The organism is Caulobacter sp., assembly GCF_017744445.1.
GTDB lineage: Bacteria > Pseudomonadota > Alphaproteobacteria > Caulobacterales > Caulobacteraceae > Caulobacter.
Genome location: NZ_JAGIBH010000011.1, coordinates 179,748 through 194,816 on the forward strand (window position 1 = coordinate 179,748; position 15,069 = coordinate 194,816).

General features: G+C 68.0%; 11 protein-coding genes. 5 read left to right on the top strand and 6 right to left on the bottom strand.

The features are described 5' to 3' along the window. Nucleotides 1-32 precede the first annotated feature (32 nt). The 3 genes from J7528_RS17090 (at nucleotide 33) to mscL (ending at nucleotide 2,910) form a co-directional block, all read left to right on the top strand. The gene (locus J7528_RS17090) at nucleotides 33-2,003 is read left to right on the top strand and encodes a DUF3857 domain-containing protein (protein WP_291876791.1); all 1,971 of its coding nucleotides are present in this window, start codon (nucleotides 33-35) and stop codon (nucleotides 2,001-2,003) included. A 111-nt stretch (nucleotides 2,004-2,114) separates the two neighbouring features. Beyond that, nucleotides 2,115-2,405 carry an integration host factor subunit beta gene (locus tag J7528_RS17095; protein ID WP_004617135.1) on the top strand — a complete coding sequence of 97 codons (291 nt, stop codon included), beginning with the start codon at nucleotides 2,115-2,117 and terminating at the stop codon, nucleotides 2,403-2,405. An 82-nt stretch (nucleotides 2,406-2,487) separates the two neighbouring features. Further along, nucleotides 2,488-2,910 carry a large-conductance mechanosensitive channel protein MscL gene (gene mscL, locus J7528_RS17100; protein WP_291876794.1) on the top strand — a complete coding sequence of 141 codons (423 nt, stop codon included), beginning with the start codon at nucleotides 2,488-2,490 and terminating at the stop codon, nucleotides 2,908-2,910. Between the two features lie 144 nt (nucleotides 2,911-3,054). Here mscL and J7528_RS17105 read toward each other — a convergent pair whose 3' ends face one another. Both J7528_RS17105 and J7528_RS17110 read right to left on the bottom strand, forming a co-directional pair. Continuing rightward, complete coding sequence (locus J7528_RS17105) at nucleotides 3,055-4,284, bottom strand: NAD(P)/FAD-dependent oxidoreductase (RefSeq protein ID WP_291876796.1); 1,230 nt, start codon at nucleotides 4,282-4,284, stop codon at nucleotides 3,055-3,057. A gap of 36 nt (nucleotides 4,285-4,320) precedes the next feature. Beyond that, the gene (locus J7528_RS17110; RefSeq protein WP_291876798.1) at nucleotides 4,321-7,182 is read right to left on the bottom strand and encodes a pitrilysin family protein; all 2,862 of its coding nucleotides are present in this window, start codon (nucleotides 7,180-7,182) and stop codon (nucleotides 4,321-4,323) included. 163 nt (nucleotides 7,183-7,345) lie between these two features. On the opposite strand from J7528_RS17110, the gene J7528_RS17115 reads away from it, so the two are divergent. Together J7528_RS17115 and J7528_RS17120 are read left to right on the top strand one after the other, a co-directional pair. Beyond that, entirely contained in the window at nucleotides 7,346-7,939 is a 594-nt protein-coding gene (locus J7528_RS17115) for a biliverdin-producing heme oxygenase (protein ID WP_291876802.1), read from the top strand. Then, nucleotides 7,908-10,442: an HWE histidine kinase domain-containing protein gene (locus J7528_RS17120; protein ID WP_291876804.1), complete on the top strand. Its 2,535-nt coding sequence runs from the start codon at nucleotides 7,908-7,910 to the stop codon at nucleotides 10,440-10,442. The genes J7528_RS17115 and J7528_RS17120 overlap by 32 nt, the downstream gene beginning before the upstream one ends. A 223-nt stretch (nucleotides 10,443-10,665) precedes the next feature. Here the strand turns inward: J7528_RS17120 and J7528_RS17125 are convergent, their stop codons facing one another. From J7528_RS17125 to acs, 4 genes are all read right to left on the bottom strand, one after another. Next, a complete protein-coding gene (locus tag J7528_RS17125; RefSeq protein WP_291876806.1) occupies nucleotides 10,666-11,823 on the bottom strand; it encodes a DUF3800 domain-containing protein in 1,158 nt (385 codons plus the stop codon). 197 nt (nucleotides 11,824-12,020) lie between these two features. Continuing rightward, complete coding sequence (locus J7528_RS17130; RefSeq protein ID WP_291876808.1) at nucleotides 12,021-12,431, bottom strand: thiol-disulfide oxidoreductase DCC family protein; 411 nt, start codon at nucleotides 12,429-12,431, stop codon at nucleotides 12,021-12,023. Then, a complete protein-coding gene (locus J7528_RS17135) occupies nucleotides 12,428-13,000 on the bottom strand; it encodes an SRPBCC family protein (protein WP_291876810.1) in 573 nt (190 codons plus the stop codon). The genes J7528_RS17130 and J7528_RS17135 overlap by 4 nt, the downstream gene beginning before the upstream one ends. Nucleotides 13,001-13,034: 34 nt before the next feature. Next, nucleotides 13,035-14,975 carry an acetate--CoA ligase gene (acs, locus tag J7528_RS17140; protein ID WP_291876812.1) on the bottom strand — a complete coding sequence of 647 codons (1,941 nt, stop codon included), beginning with the start codon at nucleotides 14,973-14,975 and terminating at the stop codon, nucleotides 13,035-13,037. Nucleotides 14,976-15,069 lie beyond the last annotated feature (94 nt).

A 15,069-nucleotide genomic window follows, 5' to 3' on the forward strand; every position in this document is an offset into this window, starting at 1 on the left:
ACTGCCGGAGGTTGAGTTCGGGGAGGCTTGGCGTGCGGGTTTGCAAGACGGCGGCGATGGCCGCAGTGTCGGTCGTGGCGCTAGCTGGCGCGGCGTGGGCCGACGAAAAACCCGCCTATGGCCCGCCGGCCAAGTGGATCCAGGTCGCCGAAGTCCCCGCCCCGCCCGCCGACGCCCAGGCCCCCGCCGTCCAGGCGGTGCTGGACGACACCCAGGCCCTGCTCGGCAAGGACACGCTCACCCACTATAGCCGCCGCATCGCGCGAGTGACCAAGCCCGAGGGGCTGGCGTCCGGCTCGCGCTCGATCACCTGGCAGCCCGAGCGCGACAAGATCACCCTGCACGGCCTGGCGATCATCCGCGACGGCCAGCGCATCGACCTTTTGAAGAACGGCGAGGACGTGCTGGTCCTGCGCCGCGAGAAGGACCTGGAGCGCGCGGTGCTGGACGGCCGGATGACGGCCTCGATCCAGATCAAGGACCTGCGGGTCGGCGACATGGTCGACTGGTCCTACACCGTCGAGCGGCGCGATCCGATCCTGGGACAGCGCCTCAGCGACTTCGAGCGCATGGGCTGGTCGGGCGTGGTCGGCCGCCATCGCATCCGGATGCTGTGGCCCGATGGCGTGCCGCTGACCTGGAAGGCCACGACGGGTTTTCCGGACCCGAAGATCGGCAAGGCCGACGGGTTGAACCAGCTGCTGGTCGACCAGACGGGAACGATCGCGCCCAAGCCGCCGGCCGGCGCGCCGCTGCGCTTCCAGCGGGTGGGCGAGATCCAGGCGACGACCTACCGCGACTGGGCCGACGTGGTCGCGCCGATGGCGCCGCTGTACGCCGAGGCCATGACGTTGAAGCCGGACTCGCCGCTGAAGGCCGAGATCGCCGCCATCGCCGCCGCCAGCCCCGATCCCAGGGTGCGCGCCTTCAAGGCCCTGCAGCTGGTCGAGGACAAGACCCGCTACCTGCTGCTGGCCATGGGCGACGGCGGCTACAAGCCCGCCAGCGCCGACGAGACCTGGGCGCGGCGCTTTGGCGACTGCAAGGGCAAGACGGCGCTGCTGCTGGCCATCCTGAAAGGGCTGAACATCCGCGCCGAGCCCGTTGTGGTCTTCGCCAGTCCCGCGGCGGACGGCCTGGACCAGCGCGTGCCCTCGGCCAGCCAGTTCAACCACGTGCTGGTCCGCGCCTTCATCGACGACAAGGCCTACTGGCTCGACGGCACCCGTACGGGCGACCGGGGCGGTCTGAGCACGCTCTCCCCGCCGCCGTTCCTGTGGGGCCTGCCGATCTGGGCGTCGGGCGCCAAGCTGGAGCCGATCGTGCAGCAGGCGCCCAGCCGGCCCGACCTGGACGCGACGATGCGCCTGGACGCCTCGGCGGGCCTCGATAAGCCCGCCAAATCCGTCGTGACCATGGTGATGCGCGGCGACATGGCCCGGCAGATGGCGCGGGTGATCGAGAACGCGCCGCGCGCCGATATCGAACGCAGCTTTCGCCAGAGCTTCTCGTCGTCCAACAGTTGGCTGAAGATCGAGACCCTGGACTGGGCCGTCGCCGACGACGGCGCCGTCACCCTGACCATCGGCGGCAGCGCCGAGATGGAGTGGCGGCTGAACGACGATGTGGGCCTCATGGAATGGCGCCTGCCAATGTCGGGCTCGGGCAAGGTCGCCCAGTTTCCGCGCCGCGAACCCGGCCCCAACGCCGACGCGCCGTTCGTCACGCCCTTCCCCAGCTTCAAGAAGGCCACGATCGAGGTGACCCTGCCCAATGGCGGGGCGGGCTTCACGGTCAAGGGGCCGGTCTATAGCGGCCGGGTCGCCAATATCGACACCACGCGGGTCGCGCAGATCGAGAACGGCAAGGCCGTCTTCCTCGAGGCCGACCAGAGCGCGGGCCGCGAACTGCCGTTCGACCAGGCCGAAGAGGCCAACAAGGTGCGCCGCCGACTGGCCGATCAGTCCCTGATCATCCGCGCGCCGAAGGCTTCCGTGGGGTGACGATTAACCGAACCTCGTTCGAGAATCACACGCAACCCCTTGAAGACTCAGCCGTCGTTGGGCAAAGGTCCGCTCGCGCCTTTCTCCTCCAGGGGCGTTCCGGGGATATCGATGATCAAGTCTGAACTCATCGCCAGGCTCGCGAATGAAAATCCGCACCTGACGCAGAAGGACGTCGAACGCGTAGTCGGCGTCATCCTGGAGCGTATGATCGGCGCGCTGGAGGACGGCGGCCGCGTGGAACTGCGTGGTTTCGGGGCCCTGTCGGTCCGCTCGCGTCCCGCCCGCACCGGCCGCAACCCGCGCACCGGCGAGGCCGTCGAGGTCCGCGCCAAGCACGTGCCGTTCTTCAAGAGCGGCAAGGAGCTGCGCGCGCGCCTGAACGCCGACGGCGACGAATAACAACAATCGTACGCTGGGGTTGACCCTGGCCGGCGAACGCCGTCAGCCTTCGCGCCTGATTTGAGGCAGCGAGGGGTTTGCCATGAGCATGGTCAAGGAATTCCGCGAGTTCATCTCGCGCGGCAACGTCATCGACCTGGCCGTCGGCGTGATCATCGGCGCGGCCTTCAACGGCATCGTCAAAAGCCTGGTCGATCAGGTGATCATGCCGCCCATCGGCCTGCTGACTGGCGGCCTCGACTTCTCCAAGCTGGAATGGGTGCTCAAGCCCGAGGATCCGGCGACCGACGCGGTCGAGAAGGTCGCCATCCAGTACGGCGCCTTCATCAACACCCTGATTCAGTTCTTCATCGTCGCGGCGGTGGTCTTCCTGCTGGTCAAGCTGGTCAACCAGATCCGCCGCAAGGACGCCGAAGAGCCCGCGCCCTCGGCCCCTCCCGCCCCGACGCCGGAGGAGAAGCTGCTGACCGAAATCCGGGATCTGTTGGCTAAGCCCAAGGCCTAACCCTTACCCGTTTCCCCGGCGAAAGCCGGGGCCCAGATGCAAGAGCGCCCGCGGTCCGGACAGGATCGCGGGCGCTTATGCATGCGCCTCACAGCCTTACGATCTGGGTCCCGGCTTTCGCCGGGAAATCGGATGTTTGGGACGCTAGCTCAGAGCTTGAATGGCCTCCCGCGCCGCCGCCTGGCCCGTCAGCCAGGCGCCGTGGGCGGTGGAGAAGAAGTTGGGGCTGCAGGCCTCGCCCGCGAAGAACAGGCGCTGATCCACCGGCGCCGCCAGCACCGCTCGCGCGCCGGCGTGGCCCGGCAGGGCGTGGGAATAGGAGCCGCCAGCGAACGGGTCGGCGGCCCAGTGGGTCTCGGCGATGACGTGGACCTTCGAGCGGATGTCCGAGCCGTAGACATTGACCAGCCCATCGACAGCGAAGGCCGCCGCCGCGCCCTCGCCCTGGCCCTCCAGCGAGCGGGCGTGAGCGCCGCCCAGGAACACCTCGATCATCGGCTTGTGCAGCGGCCGCAGGTGATAGGCCCCGGTCGCGGTGGTGTGCGGGTCGCTGTAGAGCTGGGTCTCTGGCGGGAACATCTCCGGTTCGTCCAGCTTCAGGAACACCTTGTCGGCCAGGCCCAGCGGCAGGCCGGCGGCGGCGTCCAGCTTATCGGGAAGGGCGGGCATGAAGCGCAGCGCGCCTTGGGCCAGGATCGTGGTCGGCACGCAGACGATGACCGCCCGCGCCGACACCGTTCCCAGCGCCGTCTCCAGCTCCACGCGAGGCCTGTCGTGGCGGATCATGGTGACGGGGCAGGACAGACGCGTCGCCAGCTTACCGCCCAGGCCGGCTATGGCCGTCCCATAACCCTCGGCGACCCGCCAATTGACCTCGGTGTCCTCATAGGCGGCGTAGTCGTGCAGCGAGACCTGGTCGAACTCGGCCCCGTTGTAGAAGGCGCTGAAGGCGTTCAGCAGCGGGTTCCAGGGGCTGGCCGGGTCCAGCAGGTCAGAGGCCGGACGGTCGGGGCCGCCGTCGCGGGCCGCGGCTTCGATGCGAGCGTCGATGGCCTGGAAGGCCTCGCCGAACGCGGCGCGCTCCTCGCGGCTGAAGACCGGATTGTCGGCGATATTGGCCCAGGGCGGCGGGGTCTTGTCGACGGTCAGGCCAAGGGCCTCGACGCGTTCCACCAGCGGGTTCACATCGGCCGAGTGCAGCCACTCGCAGCCCAGGTCGATGGGACCCAGCGAGGTGTCGATCGTATGGGCTCGGCCGCCCAGACGATCGCGGGCCTCGAGCAGGATTCCGGAAAGACCGCTGACGGCCACGGCTTCGGCGGCGGCGAGCCCGGCGGCGCCGGCGCCCACGATCGCGATGTCGACCTCGTCCATGAAGCCTCTATCGGATCGTGGGGCCTGAAGTAGCCCTTACTTTTGCAGGCTGGCCGCGTCGAGGTCCAGCTTGTCGGCGGCGATCACCGTGGCCCCCGGCGCGGCCTTGGTCAGGTCCTCGCCCATGGCCTTGGCGTCGCCGGCGACGATGACGCTCATTTGGGCCGGGTCGAGATTGGTCTTGGCGAAGGCCTGGACCTCGGCCGGGGAGACGGCTTCGACCTTGGCGGCGTAGCTCTGGATCTCGGTCAGCGGCACGCCGTAGATCGCCAGGTTGCCCAGGATGTTGGCCAGGCCCTCCGAGGTGCCCAGGTCGCGGCCAAAGCCGCCGACCAGCACCGACTTGCGCGCCGCCAGCTCACCGGCCGAGGCCGGTTCGGCGCCCAGGCGGGTCAGCTCGGCGCGGGTCAGGGTGACGACCTCGCCGGCCGACGGGTTCTTGGTCTGCACCCGGGCCGCGAAGCCGCCGAAGCGCCCCTGCGGGGTCAGGCTGGAGCCGGCGCCATACGACAGGCCGCGCTTGATGCGGATCTCCTGATTCAGGCGCGAGGAATAGCCCACGCCCAGCACCGTGTTGGCGACGATGCCCTGGTAGTAGTTCGGGTCGGCGCGGGTGATGGCCGGCTTGGCCAGGGCCACCGAGGCCTGGCCGGTGCCGGGCAGGTCGATGACCAGGTTGCGCGGCTTGTAGCCCGTGGGCGCGGCAGGCGGGGCCGGCGGCGGGGTCGCGGGCTTCTTCCAGCCACCGAACGCCTTCTCGGCCAGGGCAAAGCCCGCCTGCGGGGTCAGGTTGCCGGTCAGCACCAGCACGGCGTTGTCCGGACGCCAGTAGGCGGCGTGGGTCTTGGCCAGGTCCGTGCGCTTGACCTTGGGCAGCGAGCCGGGCGTGCCGCCGGCCACGTGGCCATAGGCCGAGCCGGCATAGAGCACCGGGCCAGTGGCGTAGCTGGTCAGGCTGCCGGGGCGCTGATAGGCGACCGATAGGCTGTCGAGGGTCTCGGTGCGGACGCGGTCCAGCTCCTCGGCCGAGAAGGCTGGGTGCTGGGCGACATCGGCCATGATGGCCATGGCCGGAGCGGCGTTGTTGGCCGTGACGCTGAGGGTCAGGGAGGCGGCCTCCCAGCCCGAACCGGCTTCCAGATTGGCGCCCAGGGCCTCGGTCTCGCGGGCGATCTGGGTGGCCGAGCGGCTGGTGGTGCCTTCGGTCAGCAGTTCGGAGGTCAGGCTGGACGTGCCGGCCAGGCCCGTCGGATCGCTGCTCGCCCCGCCCTTGACGGTCAGGTCGGCGGTGATCAGCGGCAGGTCGCTGGACTTGGCGACGATGACCCGCAGGCCGTTGGCCAGGGTCTTCTCGGCCGGGGTCGGCAGCACCGCGTCGATCGGGGCGGCGACGGCCGGGATCTTCTCGCGCTCGCCTTCAGGGGCCAGGACGGTGACGGGGCCATCGTACTTGACCGAGGCGACCTTGGGGATCGCGGGCGTGGCGTCCTTCTCGCCGGCCGGCTTGTCCTTTTCCGGCAGGTAGCGGATCACCGTGCGGCGGTCGTCGGCCAGGTACTTTTTCGCGACGCGCTGGACGTCGGCGGCGGTGACGGCCTGCAGCTTGGCCAGGCTGGTGTTGGCGCTGGCGGGGTCGCCTTCCGTCTCCAGGGCGTAGCCGAGGGCGAAGGCCCGGCCGTCGATCTCTTCGCGGCGGCGCACGGCGTCGGCCAGCAGGCCGGCCTTGGCCTCGGCCAGTTCGGCGGGCGTGACCAGGCCATCGCGGACGCGGGCGACTTGCGCCCGCAGAGCCGTCTCGCCCTGGGCCACGGTCTTGCCGCCGGCCATGATCGCGCCGACGTAGAACAGGCCCGGCTGGGCGTTGTTCGGAGCGGTCGAGAACACCGACTGGGCGATCTTCTGGTCGTAGACCAGGCTGTCATACAGGCGCGAGGACTTGCCGGCCGACAGCACCGCGTCCAGCACGGTCAGGGCCGGCAAGTCCTTGTCGGCGGCGGCCGGCGCCAGCCAGGTGATGGCCAGGGCCGGCAGCGGCACGTTGGGGCCGTAGGTGTTGACGCTCTTGGGACCGGTGCGGGCCGGCTCGACCGCCGTGACCTTGGGGATGTCGCCCGCCGGTTTGGCGATCGGGACGAAATACTGGTCGATCAGGGCGTCCAGCTTGGCCTGGTCGAAGTTGCCGACGACGATCAGCGCGGCGTTGTCGGGGCGGTAGTAGGTGCGGTGGAAGGCCCGCACGTCGTCCACGGTGGCCGCGTCCAGCTCCTCGATCGAGCCGATGCCCGGGCGCTGGTAGGGGTGGGTGGTGTACGACTGCTGCGGGATCGACAGCGCGAAGAAGCGGCCATAGGGATCGGCCAGGACGCGCTGGCGCAGTTCTTCCTTCACGACGTCACGCTCGGAGGCGAACACGCTCTCGTCGATGACCAGGGACTTGAGGCGATCGGCCTCGGCCCACAGCAGGCGCTCCAGGTGGTTGGCCGGCACCACCTCGTAATAGTTGGTGAAGTCGTCCCAGGTCGACGCGTTGTTGAAGCCGCCGACGTCTTCGGTCAGGCGGTCCAGCGTCTCGTTGGGCATGTTGCGCGTGGCCTTGAACATCAGGTGTTCGAACAGGTGCGCGAAGCCCGAGCGGCCGTGCGGATCGTCCTTGGAGCCGACGCCGTACCAGACCTGCACAGAGACGTTCGGGGTCGTGGTGTCGCGGGAGGTCAGGACCTTCATGCCGTTGGGCAGGACGCGCTGCTGGTAGACGATCGGCGGGACCGCGATGGCCGAGACGCTCGGCGCGGCGGCGGGGGCCGGCTTCTTGGCCTGGGTGGCGGCCATGGCCAGAGGCGACAGCGCGGTGGTGGAAAGGGCCGCGGCCACGAGGGCCAGCTTGGCGGTGCGGTTCATTGCGCGAAGGTCTCCGAAAGTCGTGGGCGCGACCCTAGCACCACGCGTTCGCCGGTAAACCTTACCGAGCTGTCATGTGGGCGGAACCGAATGGCGCCGTCTGTGTTACAATTGGTTGTCTGGCCCCCTATGACCGTAGGGTCGAACCGTACGGGGGAAATGCTTGTCCGAAATATCGCTCCGCGACCGCCTGCGCGCGGCCACATCCCAGGACCACGCGGCGCTAGACGCCACGGTGGCGGGCTGGCGGATCGAGACCCCCATCGGCTACGGCGCCTTCCTGATCGCCTCCTATGCCGCGCTGGCGCCGCTGGAACTGGCGCTGGAAGAGGCAGGCGTCGCCGACTGGCTGCCCGACTGGCTCCAGCGCGCCCGCCGCGCCGCGCTGACCGCCGACCTGGCCGAGCTTGGTCTGGACGTCCCTGCCTTCGAACCCGCCGAGGTCCCGTCGCGTGAAGCCGCCGCGGGCCTGCTCTACGTGCTGGAAGGCTCGCGTCTGGGCGCCAAGTTCCTAGCCCGCCAGGTCCGCGCCGCCGGCGCCGGCCTGCCGCTAGCCTATCTGACGCACGGCGAAGGTCCGGATCTGTGGCGATCGTTCCTGGCCTGGCTGGATGCAATACCCAAAGTCGGGTTTCGGACAGACGCCGCCGAAGCGGGCGCGCGATATGGCTTCCGTTGTTTCTCGGAAGCGTTCGAGAGGCTCGCCCCTTCGTCTGGAAGCCTGAATGTCCGAGCTGGCGCCCATGTCCGGGTTTGAGGTCGACCTGACCAATTGCGACCGGGAGCCGATCCATATCCTCGGCTCGGTGCAGCCGTTCGGCTTCCTGCTGGCCGTCAATTCCGACTGGGTCGTGGTGCATGCCTCGACCACCAGCCTGCGCTATCTGGGCCTGTCGCCCGAGGACCTGCTGGGCCGGCCGCTGACCCAGGTGATGAGCGGCCACGCCATCCATAATATCCGCGGCCGCCTGCAGATCATGCGCGGCGCCGACGCGGTCGAGCGGATGTTCGGCCAGCCCCTGGTCGACGGCGGCGAGGATTTCGACCTCGCCCTGCACTATTCCGGCCGCCTGCTGATCGTCGAGGGCGAGCCCAGCCGGGCCGACGCCCTGATCGAGGCCGCCTCGGCCGTGCGTTCGATGACGACGCGCATCGCCGCTCGCCCGACCTTCGAGGAGTTCTGCCACGAGGCCGCCCGCCAGGTGCGCGCCCTGACCGAGTTCGACCGGGTCATGGTCTATCGCTTCAGCCACGACGGCGCGGGCGAGGTGATCGCCGAGTCGGTGCGGCCGGGCATCGGCTCGTTCCTGGGCCAGCGCTATCCGGCCCAGGACATTCCGGTGCAGGCCCGCGCCCTCTACGAGCGCAACTGGCTGCGGATCATCGCCGACGTCGACGCCGAGGTCTCGCCGATCATCCCCGAGGTCAGCCCGTCCGGCGAGCCCGTCGACCTGTCGATGAGCATGCTGCGGGCCGTCTCGCCGATCCACATCGAGTACCTGCGCAACATGGGCGTGGCCGCCTCGCTGTCGATCTCGATCCTGCGCGACGGCAAGCTGTGGGGGCTGTTCGCCTGCCACCACTACGCCCCCAAGCACATCAGCTATGAGCGCCGCACGGCCGCCGAGCTGTTTGGCCAGCTGTTCTCGCTGACCCTGGAGAGCCGCGAGCGCGAGATCGAGACCCGGCGCATGGCCGAGGCCCGCAACCTGCACGACCGCATGATGAACGCGGTGGTCAAGTCCAACGCTGGGGCCGACAGCCTCAGCCCCTATCTGGACGACCTGTGCCGCCTGGTGCACTGCGACGGCCTGGCCCTGTGGCTGGAAGGTCGCCTGACCCTGCGCGACTCCACGCCCGACGCCAGCGACGTCCACACCCTGATCCGGGTGCTGCGCGACAAGGACACCCACTCGGTCTTCGCCACCAACGAGATCGCCGCGCTGCTGCCGTCGGCGGCGGCCTGGACGGGCAAGGCGGCGGGCATGATGGCCGTGCCGCTGTCGCGGGCCCCGCGCGACTACCTGATCTTCTTCCGCAAGGAGGAGGCCCAGGCCGTGGTCTGGGCGGGCAAGCCGGCCAAGCTGGTGCAGGTGGGGCCGCTGGGCGATCGCCTGACCCCGCGCAAGAGCTTCGAGGCCTGGGAAGAGACCGTGCGCGGCCAGAGCCGTCCGTGGACCACGACCGAGCGCTCCCTGGCCGAGAGCATGCGCGCCAGCCTGCTGGAGATCGTCTTCCGCCTGACCGACCTGGCCGACGAGGAGCGCCAGCGCGCCAACCAGCGCCAGGAACTGCTGATCGCCGAATTGAACCACCGGGTGCGCAACATCCTGGGTTTGATCCGCGGCCTGATCAGCCAGAGCCGGTCCGGCGTCGACACCGTCGAGGCGTTCGCCGAGGTGGTCGGCGGCCGCGTCCAGGCCCTGGCCCGCGCCCACGACCAGATCACCCGCCATCAGTGGGGACCAGGCGCCCTCAGCGACCTGATCACCGCCGAAGCCGAGGCCTATCTGTCGAACAAGGCCGAGCGCGTGAAGCTGAACGGTGCGCCGATCGCCCTGGCCCCGGACGCCTTCTCGATCCTGTCCCTGGTCATCCACGAACTGATGACCAACTCGGCCAAGTACGGCGCCCTGTGCGACCAGCGCGGCCAGGTCTCGATCGACTGGGTGCGCGACGCCAAGGGCGACCTGATCATCGACTGGCGCGAGAAGGACGGCCCCCTGGTCATCCCGCCGACGCGCCGGGGCTTCGGCTCGACCATCATCGAGCACTCGATCCCGCACGACCTGGATGGCGAGGTCGAGCTCGACTACCGCCCCGAGGGCTTCCAGGCCCGCATCCGCATCCCCGGCCGTTATGTCTCCACCGAAGGCGTCACCGCCGCCGTGAACCAGCCGCGCCGCGCCGACACGCCGGTGCGAGCGCCCGAGACCATGCTGGTGCTGGAAGACAACATGATCATCGCCCTCGACCTGGAGGACATGCTCACCCGCCTGGGCGTCAAGCAGATCACGGTCGCCTCCAGCGTCGGCCAGGCGATGGACGCCCTGGCCGAGGGCTTGCCGCCGTTCGCGATCCTGGACGTCAATCTGGGCCAGGAAACCAGCTTCCCGGTCGCCGAGGCCCTACAGGACGCCGGCGTGCCGTTCGCTTTCGGCACGGGGTTTGGGGACAGCGCGGCGTTCCCGGAGCGGTTTAAGGACGTGCCGGTGTTGCAGAAGCCGTATAGCGCCGAGAGCGTGCGGGCGCTGTTCTAGGCGGATCCCAAGGTCGGCGCGACCCTGGTCGGACATTCAGCACGTCCGAAGTCTTCGCCAACCAAAAGGATTGGCTGTCAGGCCACACGGTCAGAATGACGTAAGGTCGGCAGATTGGCTGCAGGTCAATGGCTGCTCCAGACCCGTTGCGGAAGTTGGGAGGGTCCGCTAGCCGCCAGCCTCACTGGAGGCGGGCGACATCGTTCTCAAACGTCACAGCTCCTCACCTTTCGTAGTTGGCCATTGCGTCCTTCCGGGCGCGCTCCCAGTCCGAGATGAGCTTCTGACCATCTTGCCATTGCGTAGGCTCGACAGGGGCGGAGAGGATTTTGCCCCATTGAGCCATCACGCCCTGTTCGGCGCCAGCGAAAGAGAAATCGTTCAGATAGCCCCGGTGGAGCATGAAGCGCAGGAACCGGGCGCAACCGGCGGGAAGGCTCTTACCCTTTAGAGATTGGCCGTAGAGCCATAGCGCCGTGTCGGCCATCTGGATGCCAGGGCTATCCTCATCCTTGAAGATCTTAAACTGGCTACCTGGGTTGAGTTGTACGGACCAAATTTCCCCCGCGTGTCTGATCGGCTCGGGCGATGCGTTTGCATGGAGCTCATGCCAATAGGTGAGCATGGCCTGGAACTCGTTTGTCTCATCGTGGACAATGGTCGAGTATTTTTTCTTCCGCTCCCTTGCAAATTGGTCGAGGCCGCGCAGTAGGCCCATAAAACCCACGAGGTTCGGGAAGTGGCCCTGTTTGGCGGCCTTCTGCTCTATGATCACAACCTCAATGCACTCGGGATGCGCTATCACCCAGTCCAGGCCTTCGCCCAGAACCTCGCGTGAGCGCGCGTCGGGAATGATCTTCAGGCGCGCCTTGAGCTTCTCGCAGATGCCGGGGATGCGTTTGGTCGCCTCGGCCTTGCGGCTGATCAGTATGAAGTCCCAGAAATCGCGCGCGATCTCGTCGTTTACCACGTACGCCAGCTTGAAGGCCAGCGCCAGCTTCAGCGGCCGGATATTGTAGTGGTGCCAGGCGACGCCTGCGTTCTCACCGGAATCGAAGAACACATCGAACATCTTGGCGGCCAATAGGTAGCGCTTCTCGACGCGGGAAACGAAGATGTGGGCGTCGGCTGCAATGAGGATATCGACTAGTTCGCCGGCCACCGTCTCAAGGCGCCCGATTCCGAGCTCGTTCGCATGGATGGCGCTATGGCCGAGGCGCTGAGCGACTTCCGAGACGCGCGGACCCCAGCGAGCGTCAAAGTCGCCCTTGGTGACTAAGGCCGCGGTAAAGAAATCCGGCTGGGCCTCATCAAAGATGTTCTTCCCGGTGTTTCCGGACTCGTCGATGTAGGCGAACAGCGGCTGTTTCGACTCGCCCATTGCTTGGCTCCTCCCTTCTCTTGAGCAGCATTAAGAGGCAACTAGCTGAGCAGTGGAAGGGGGGAGGGGCCTGAGCCACTGCTGACCTGCGCCCCTAGTCCATACGCAAACGTCGGGTTCCGGCGCATCTGCCAAAGGTCGCAAGCCACCCATTGCGGATCTTGAGTTGGTTGGCTTCTTGCTGGTCGCCTCGCCTCCTAATCCAAGAGGAACCTCTCCCGCTGCCCCTCCGTCGGGACCATGCAGCAGTCCTTCTTGCCCATCAGCCGGTAGCGGTTACGGGCGATCCAGTCATAGGCCGCGTCCGCCGGACCGCGCGGCAGGCGGTCAATGAAGGCCAGCCAGCGCCAGGGCACCTCGAGGCGACGCAACAGCGCGCCGATGGCGGCGGTCTTGGCCAGGGCCTGGCCGTGGTCGAGGAACAGGAAGCTTTCGGGCGTCTCTGGATCGATGCCGTGCTTCACAGCCAACTCTCGGCCATACGACGACTGGATGGGGGTGAAGCGGATGACGCCTTTGCGGTCCAGGCGCAGCACCGCCTGCACCGAGCCCGTGCAGAAGTTGCAGACGCCGTCGAACAACCACAGGCCATCAGGCTCTTCGCTCATCCGCCCTCGCACTCGCGTCGCAGCGCCTTGAGCGAGCTGGGCACGTCCTTGCGCATCATGGCGCTGATCATGCCGGCCGGGGCGGGGAAGGGCGAGCTGGCCCACATGTCGTAGGTGACGCGGGTGCGCCGGCCGCCGTCCAGGGGTTCGAGCCGCCAGGATCCGTCGCAGGCGCGGATGTCGCCGCCGATGCAGGTGAAGTGGATCTCGCGATCCGGCGTCAGGGTCACGCGCGAGGTCGAACGCAAGGTCGGCAGGAAGAAACTCCAGCGCACCGTGTGCTCGCGAATCTCGGTCCCGTCGGGGGCGCGCGAGACGACGCGGCAGCTCTTGACCCCAGGGCTCATGCGGGCGGCCAGATCGCAATCGAGGATGACGCGGAAGACCACGGAGGGCGGGGCGGCGATGTCGACGCTGGCCCGCACCGTGCCGCGGCCGCGATTGTCGGCCTGGGCCTCGACCGTGATGCCGTCGCCCTTCGTCTCCCACTCGGCGTCGGCCCCCTGAGCCTTGGAAGGGGCGGGACCCGCCAGGGCGATCACGAGCAGGAAGGGAGCAAGCCGGCGCATCATGCTCAAGCTAACGCAGCCGGCTTACCGATGGTTACTTCCCGGCGCGATTTTTCACCAAGTCATCCACGACCGACGGATCGGCCAGGGTCGAGGTGTCGCCCAGACTGCCCAGTTCGTTCTCGGCGATCTTGCGCAGGATGCGGCGCATGATCTTGCCCGAGCGGGTCTTTGGCAGGCCCGGGGCCCATTGCAGGACGTCCGGGGCGGCGAACGGACCGATCTCGTGGCGGACCCACAGGATCAGGTCCTTGCGCAATTGGTCGGTCGCCTCGACGCCGGCCTTCAGGGTCACATAGGCGTAGACGCCCTGGCCCTTGATGTCGTGCGGATAGCCGACCACGGCGGCCTCGGCGACGGCCTCGTGGGCGACCAGGGCGCTCTCGATCTCGGCGGTGCCCAGGCGGTGGCCCGAGACGTTGATCACGTCATCGACCCGGCCGGTGATCCAGTAGTAGCCGTCGGCGTCGCGGCGGCAGCCGTCGCCGGTGAAGTACTTGCCGGGATAGGTCGAGAAATAGGTCTCGAAGAAGCGCTGGTGGTCGCCATAGACCGTACGCATCTGACCCGGCCAGCTGTCGGTGATGACCAGATTGCCCTCGGTCGCGCCGTCCAGCACGCCGCCTTCGGCGTCGACCAGCTGCGGCTTGACGCCCGGCAGGGGCTTGGAGGCCGAGCCCGGCTTCAGGTCGGTGGCGCCGGGCAGAGGCGTGATCAGCATGCCGCCGGTCTCGGTCTGCCACCAGGTGTCGACGATCGGCAGGCGCGCCTTGCCGACCACGCGGTGGTACCAGAGCCAGGCCTCTGGATTGATCGGCTCACCGACGCTGCCCAGCACGCGCAGGGACGACAGGTCGTTCTTGGTCACGTGCTCGTCGCCCTCGCGCATCAGGGCGCGCAGGGCCGTCGGGGCGGTGTAGAAGATCTCGACCCTGTGCTTGTCGACCACCTCCCAGAAGCGGCTGGGGGTCGGATAGTTCGGCACGCCTTCGAAGATCAGGCTGGTCCCGCCATTGGCCAGCGGGCCATAGACGACATAGCTGTGGCCCGTGACCCAGCCCACGTCGGCCGTGCACCAGAACACCTCGCCGGGCTTGTAGTCGAACACCGCCCAGAACGTCCAAGACGCCCAGGCCAGGTAACCGCCGGTGGTGTGCAAGACGCCCTTGGGCTTACCCGTCGAGCCCGAGGTGTAGAGGATGAACAGCGGGTCCTCGGCGTTCATCGGCTCGGGCGTGCAGTCGGCCGAGACCGTGTCGCGGACGTCTTCCCAGACCACGTCGCGGCCTTCGACGACCGGCACGTCGGCGCCGGTCCAGCGGATCAGCAGCACCTTCTCGACCTCGGGGCACTGCAGCAGCGCCTCGTCGACATTGGCCTTCAGCGGCACGCGCTTGCCGCCGCGACGGCCCTGGTCGGCGGTGATGACGATGCGGCTTTCGCAGTCCTTGATGCGGCCGGCGATGCTGTCGGGCGAGAAGCCGCCAAACACCACCGAGTGCACCGCGCCGATGCGGGCGCAGGCCAGCATGGCGGCGGCAGCCACGGGAACCATCGGCAGATAGATCGTGACCCGGTCGCCCTTCTTGACGCCCAGGTCCTTGAGGACGTTGGCCATACGGCAAACCTCCTCGTGCAACTGGCCGTAGGTCAGGGTGCTGGAGGTCCCTGGCTCGTCGCCCTCGAAGATCAGCGCGACCTCGTCCTTCTTGGCCGGCAGGTGGCGGTCCAGGCAGTTGGCCGAGACGTTGAGGACGCCGTCCTCGTACCAGCGGATGCGGAAGTCTTCCTTGGCGTACGAGACGTCCTTGATCTTGGTCGGGGCCTTGATCCAGTCGAGACGAGCGGCGATGTCGCGCCAATAGCCTTCCGGATCGGCCTCGACGCGCGCCACGGCGGCCGCATAGCCGGCGGCGTCGATATGCGCCGTCCTAGCCAGCTCTTCAGGAACCGGGAAAACCTGTCCGTCGCTCACGCCGCCTACTCCCTTGGTCTTGTTGCGGCGGAGTTATGCCCTGTGACGATGACGGCGCAAGCAGACCAATGCGGTTTCTTGCGTCAACGCCACG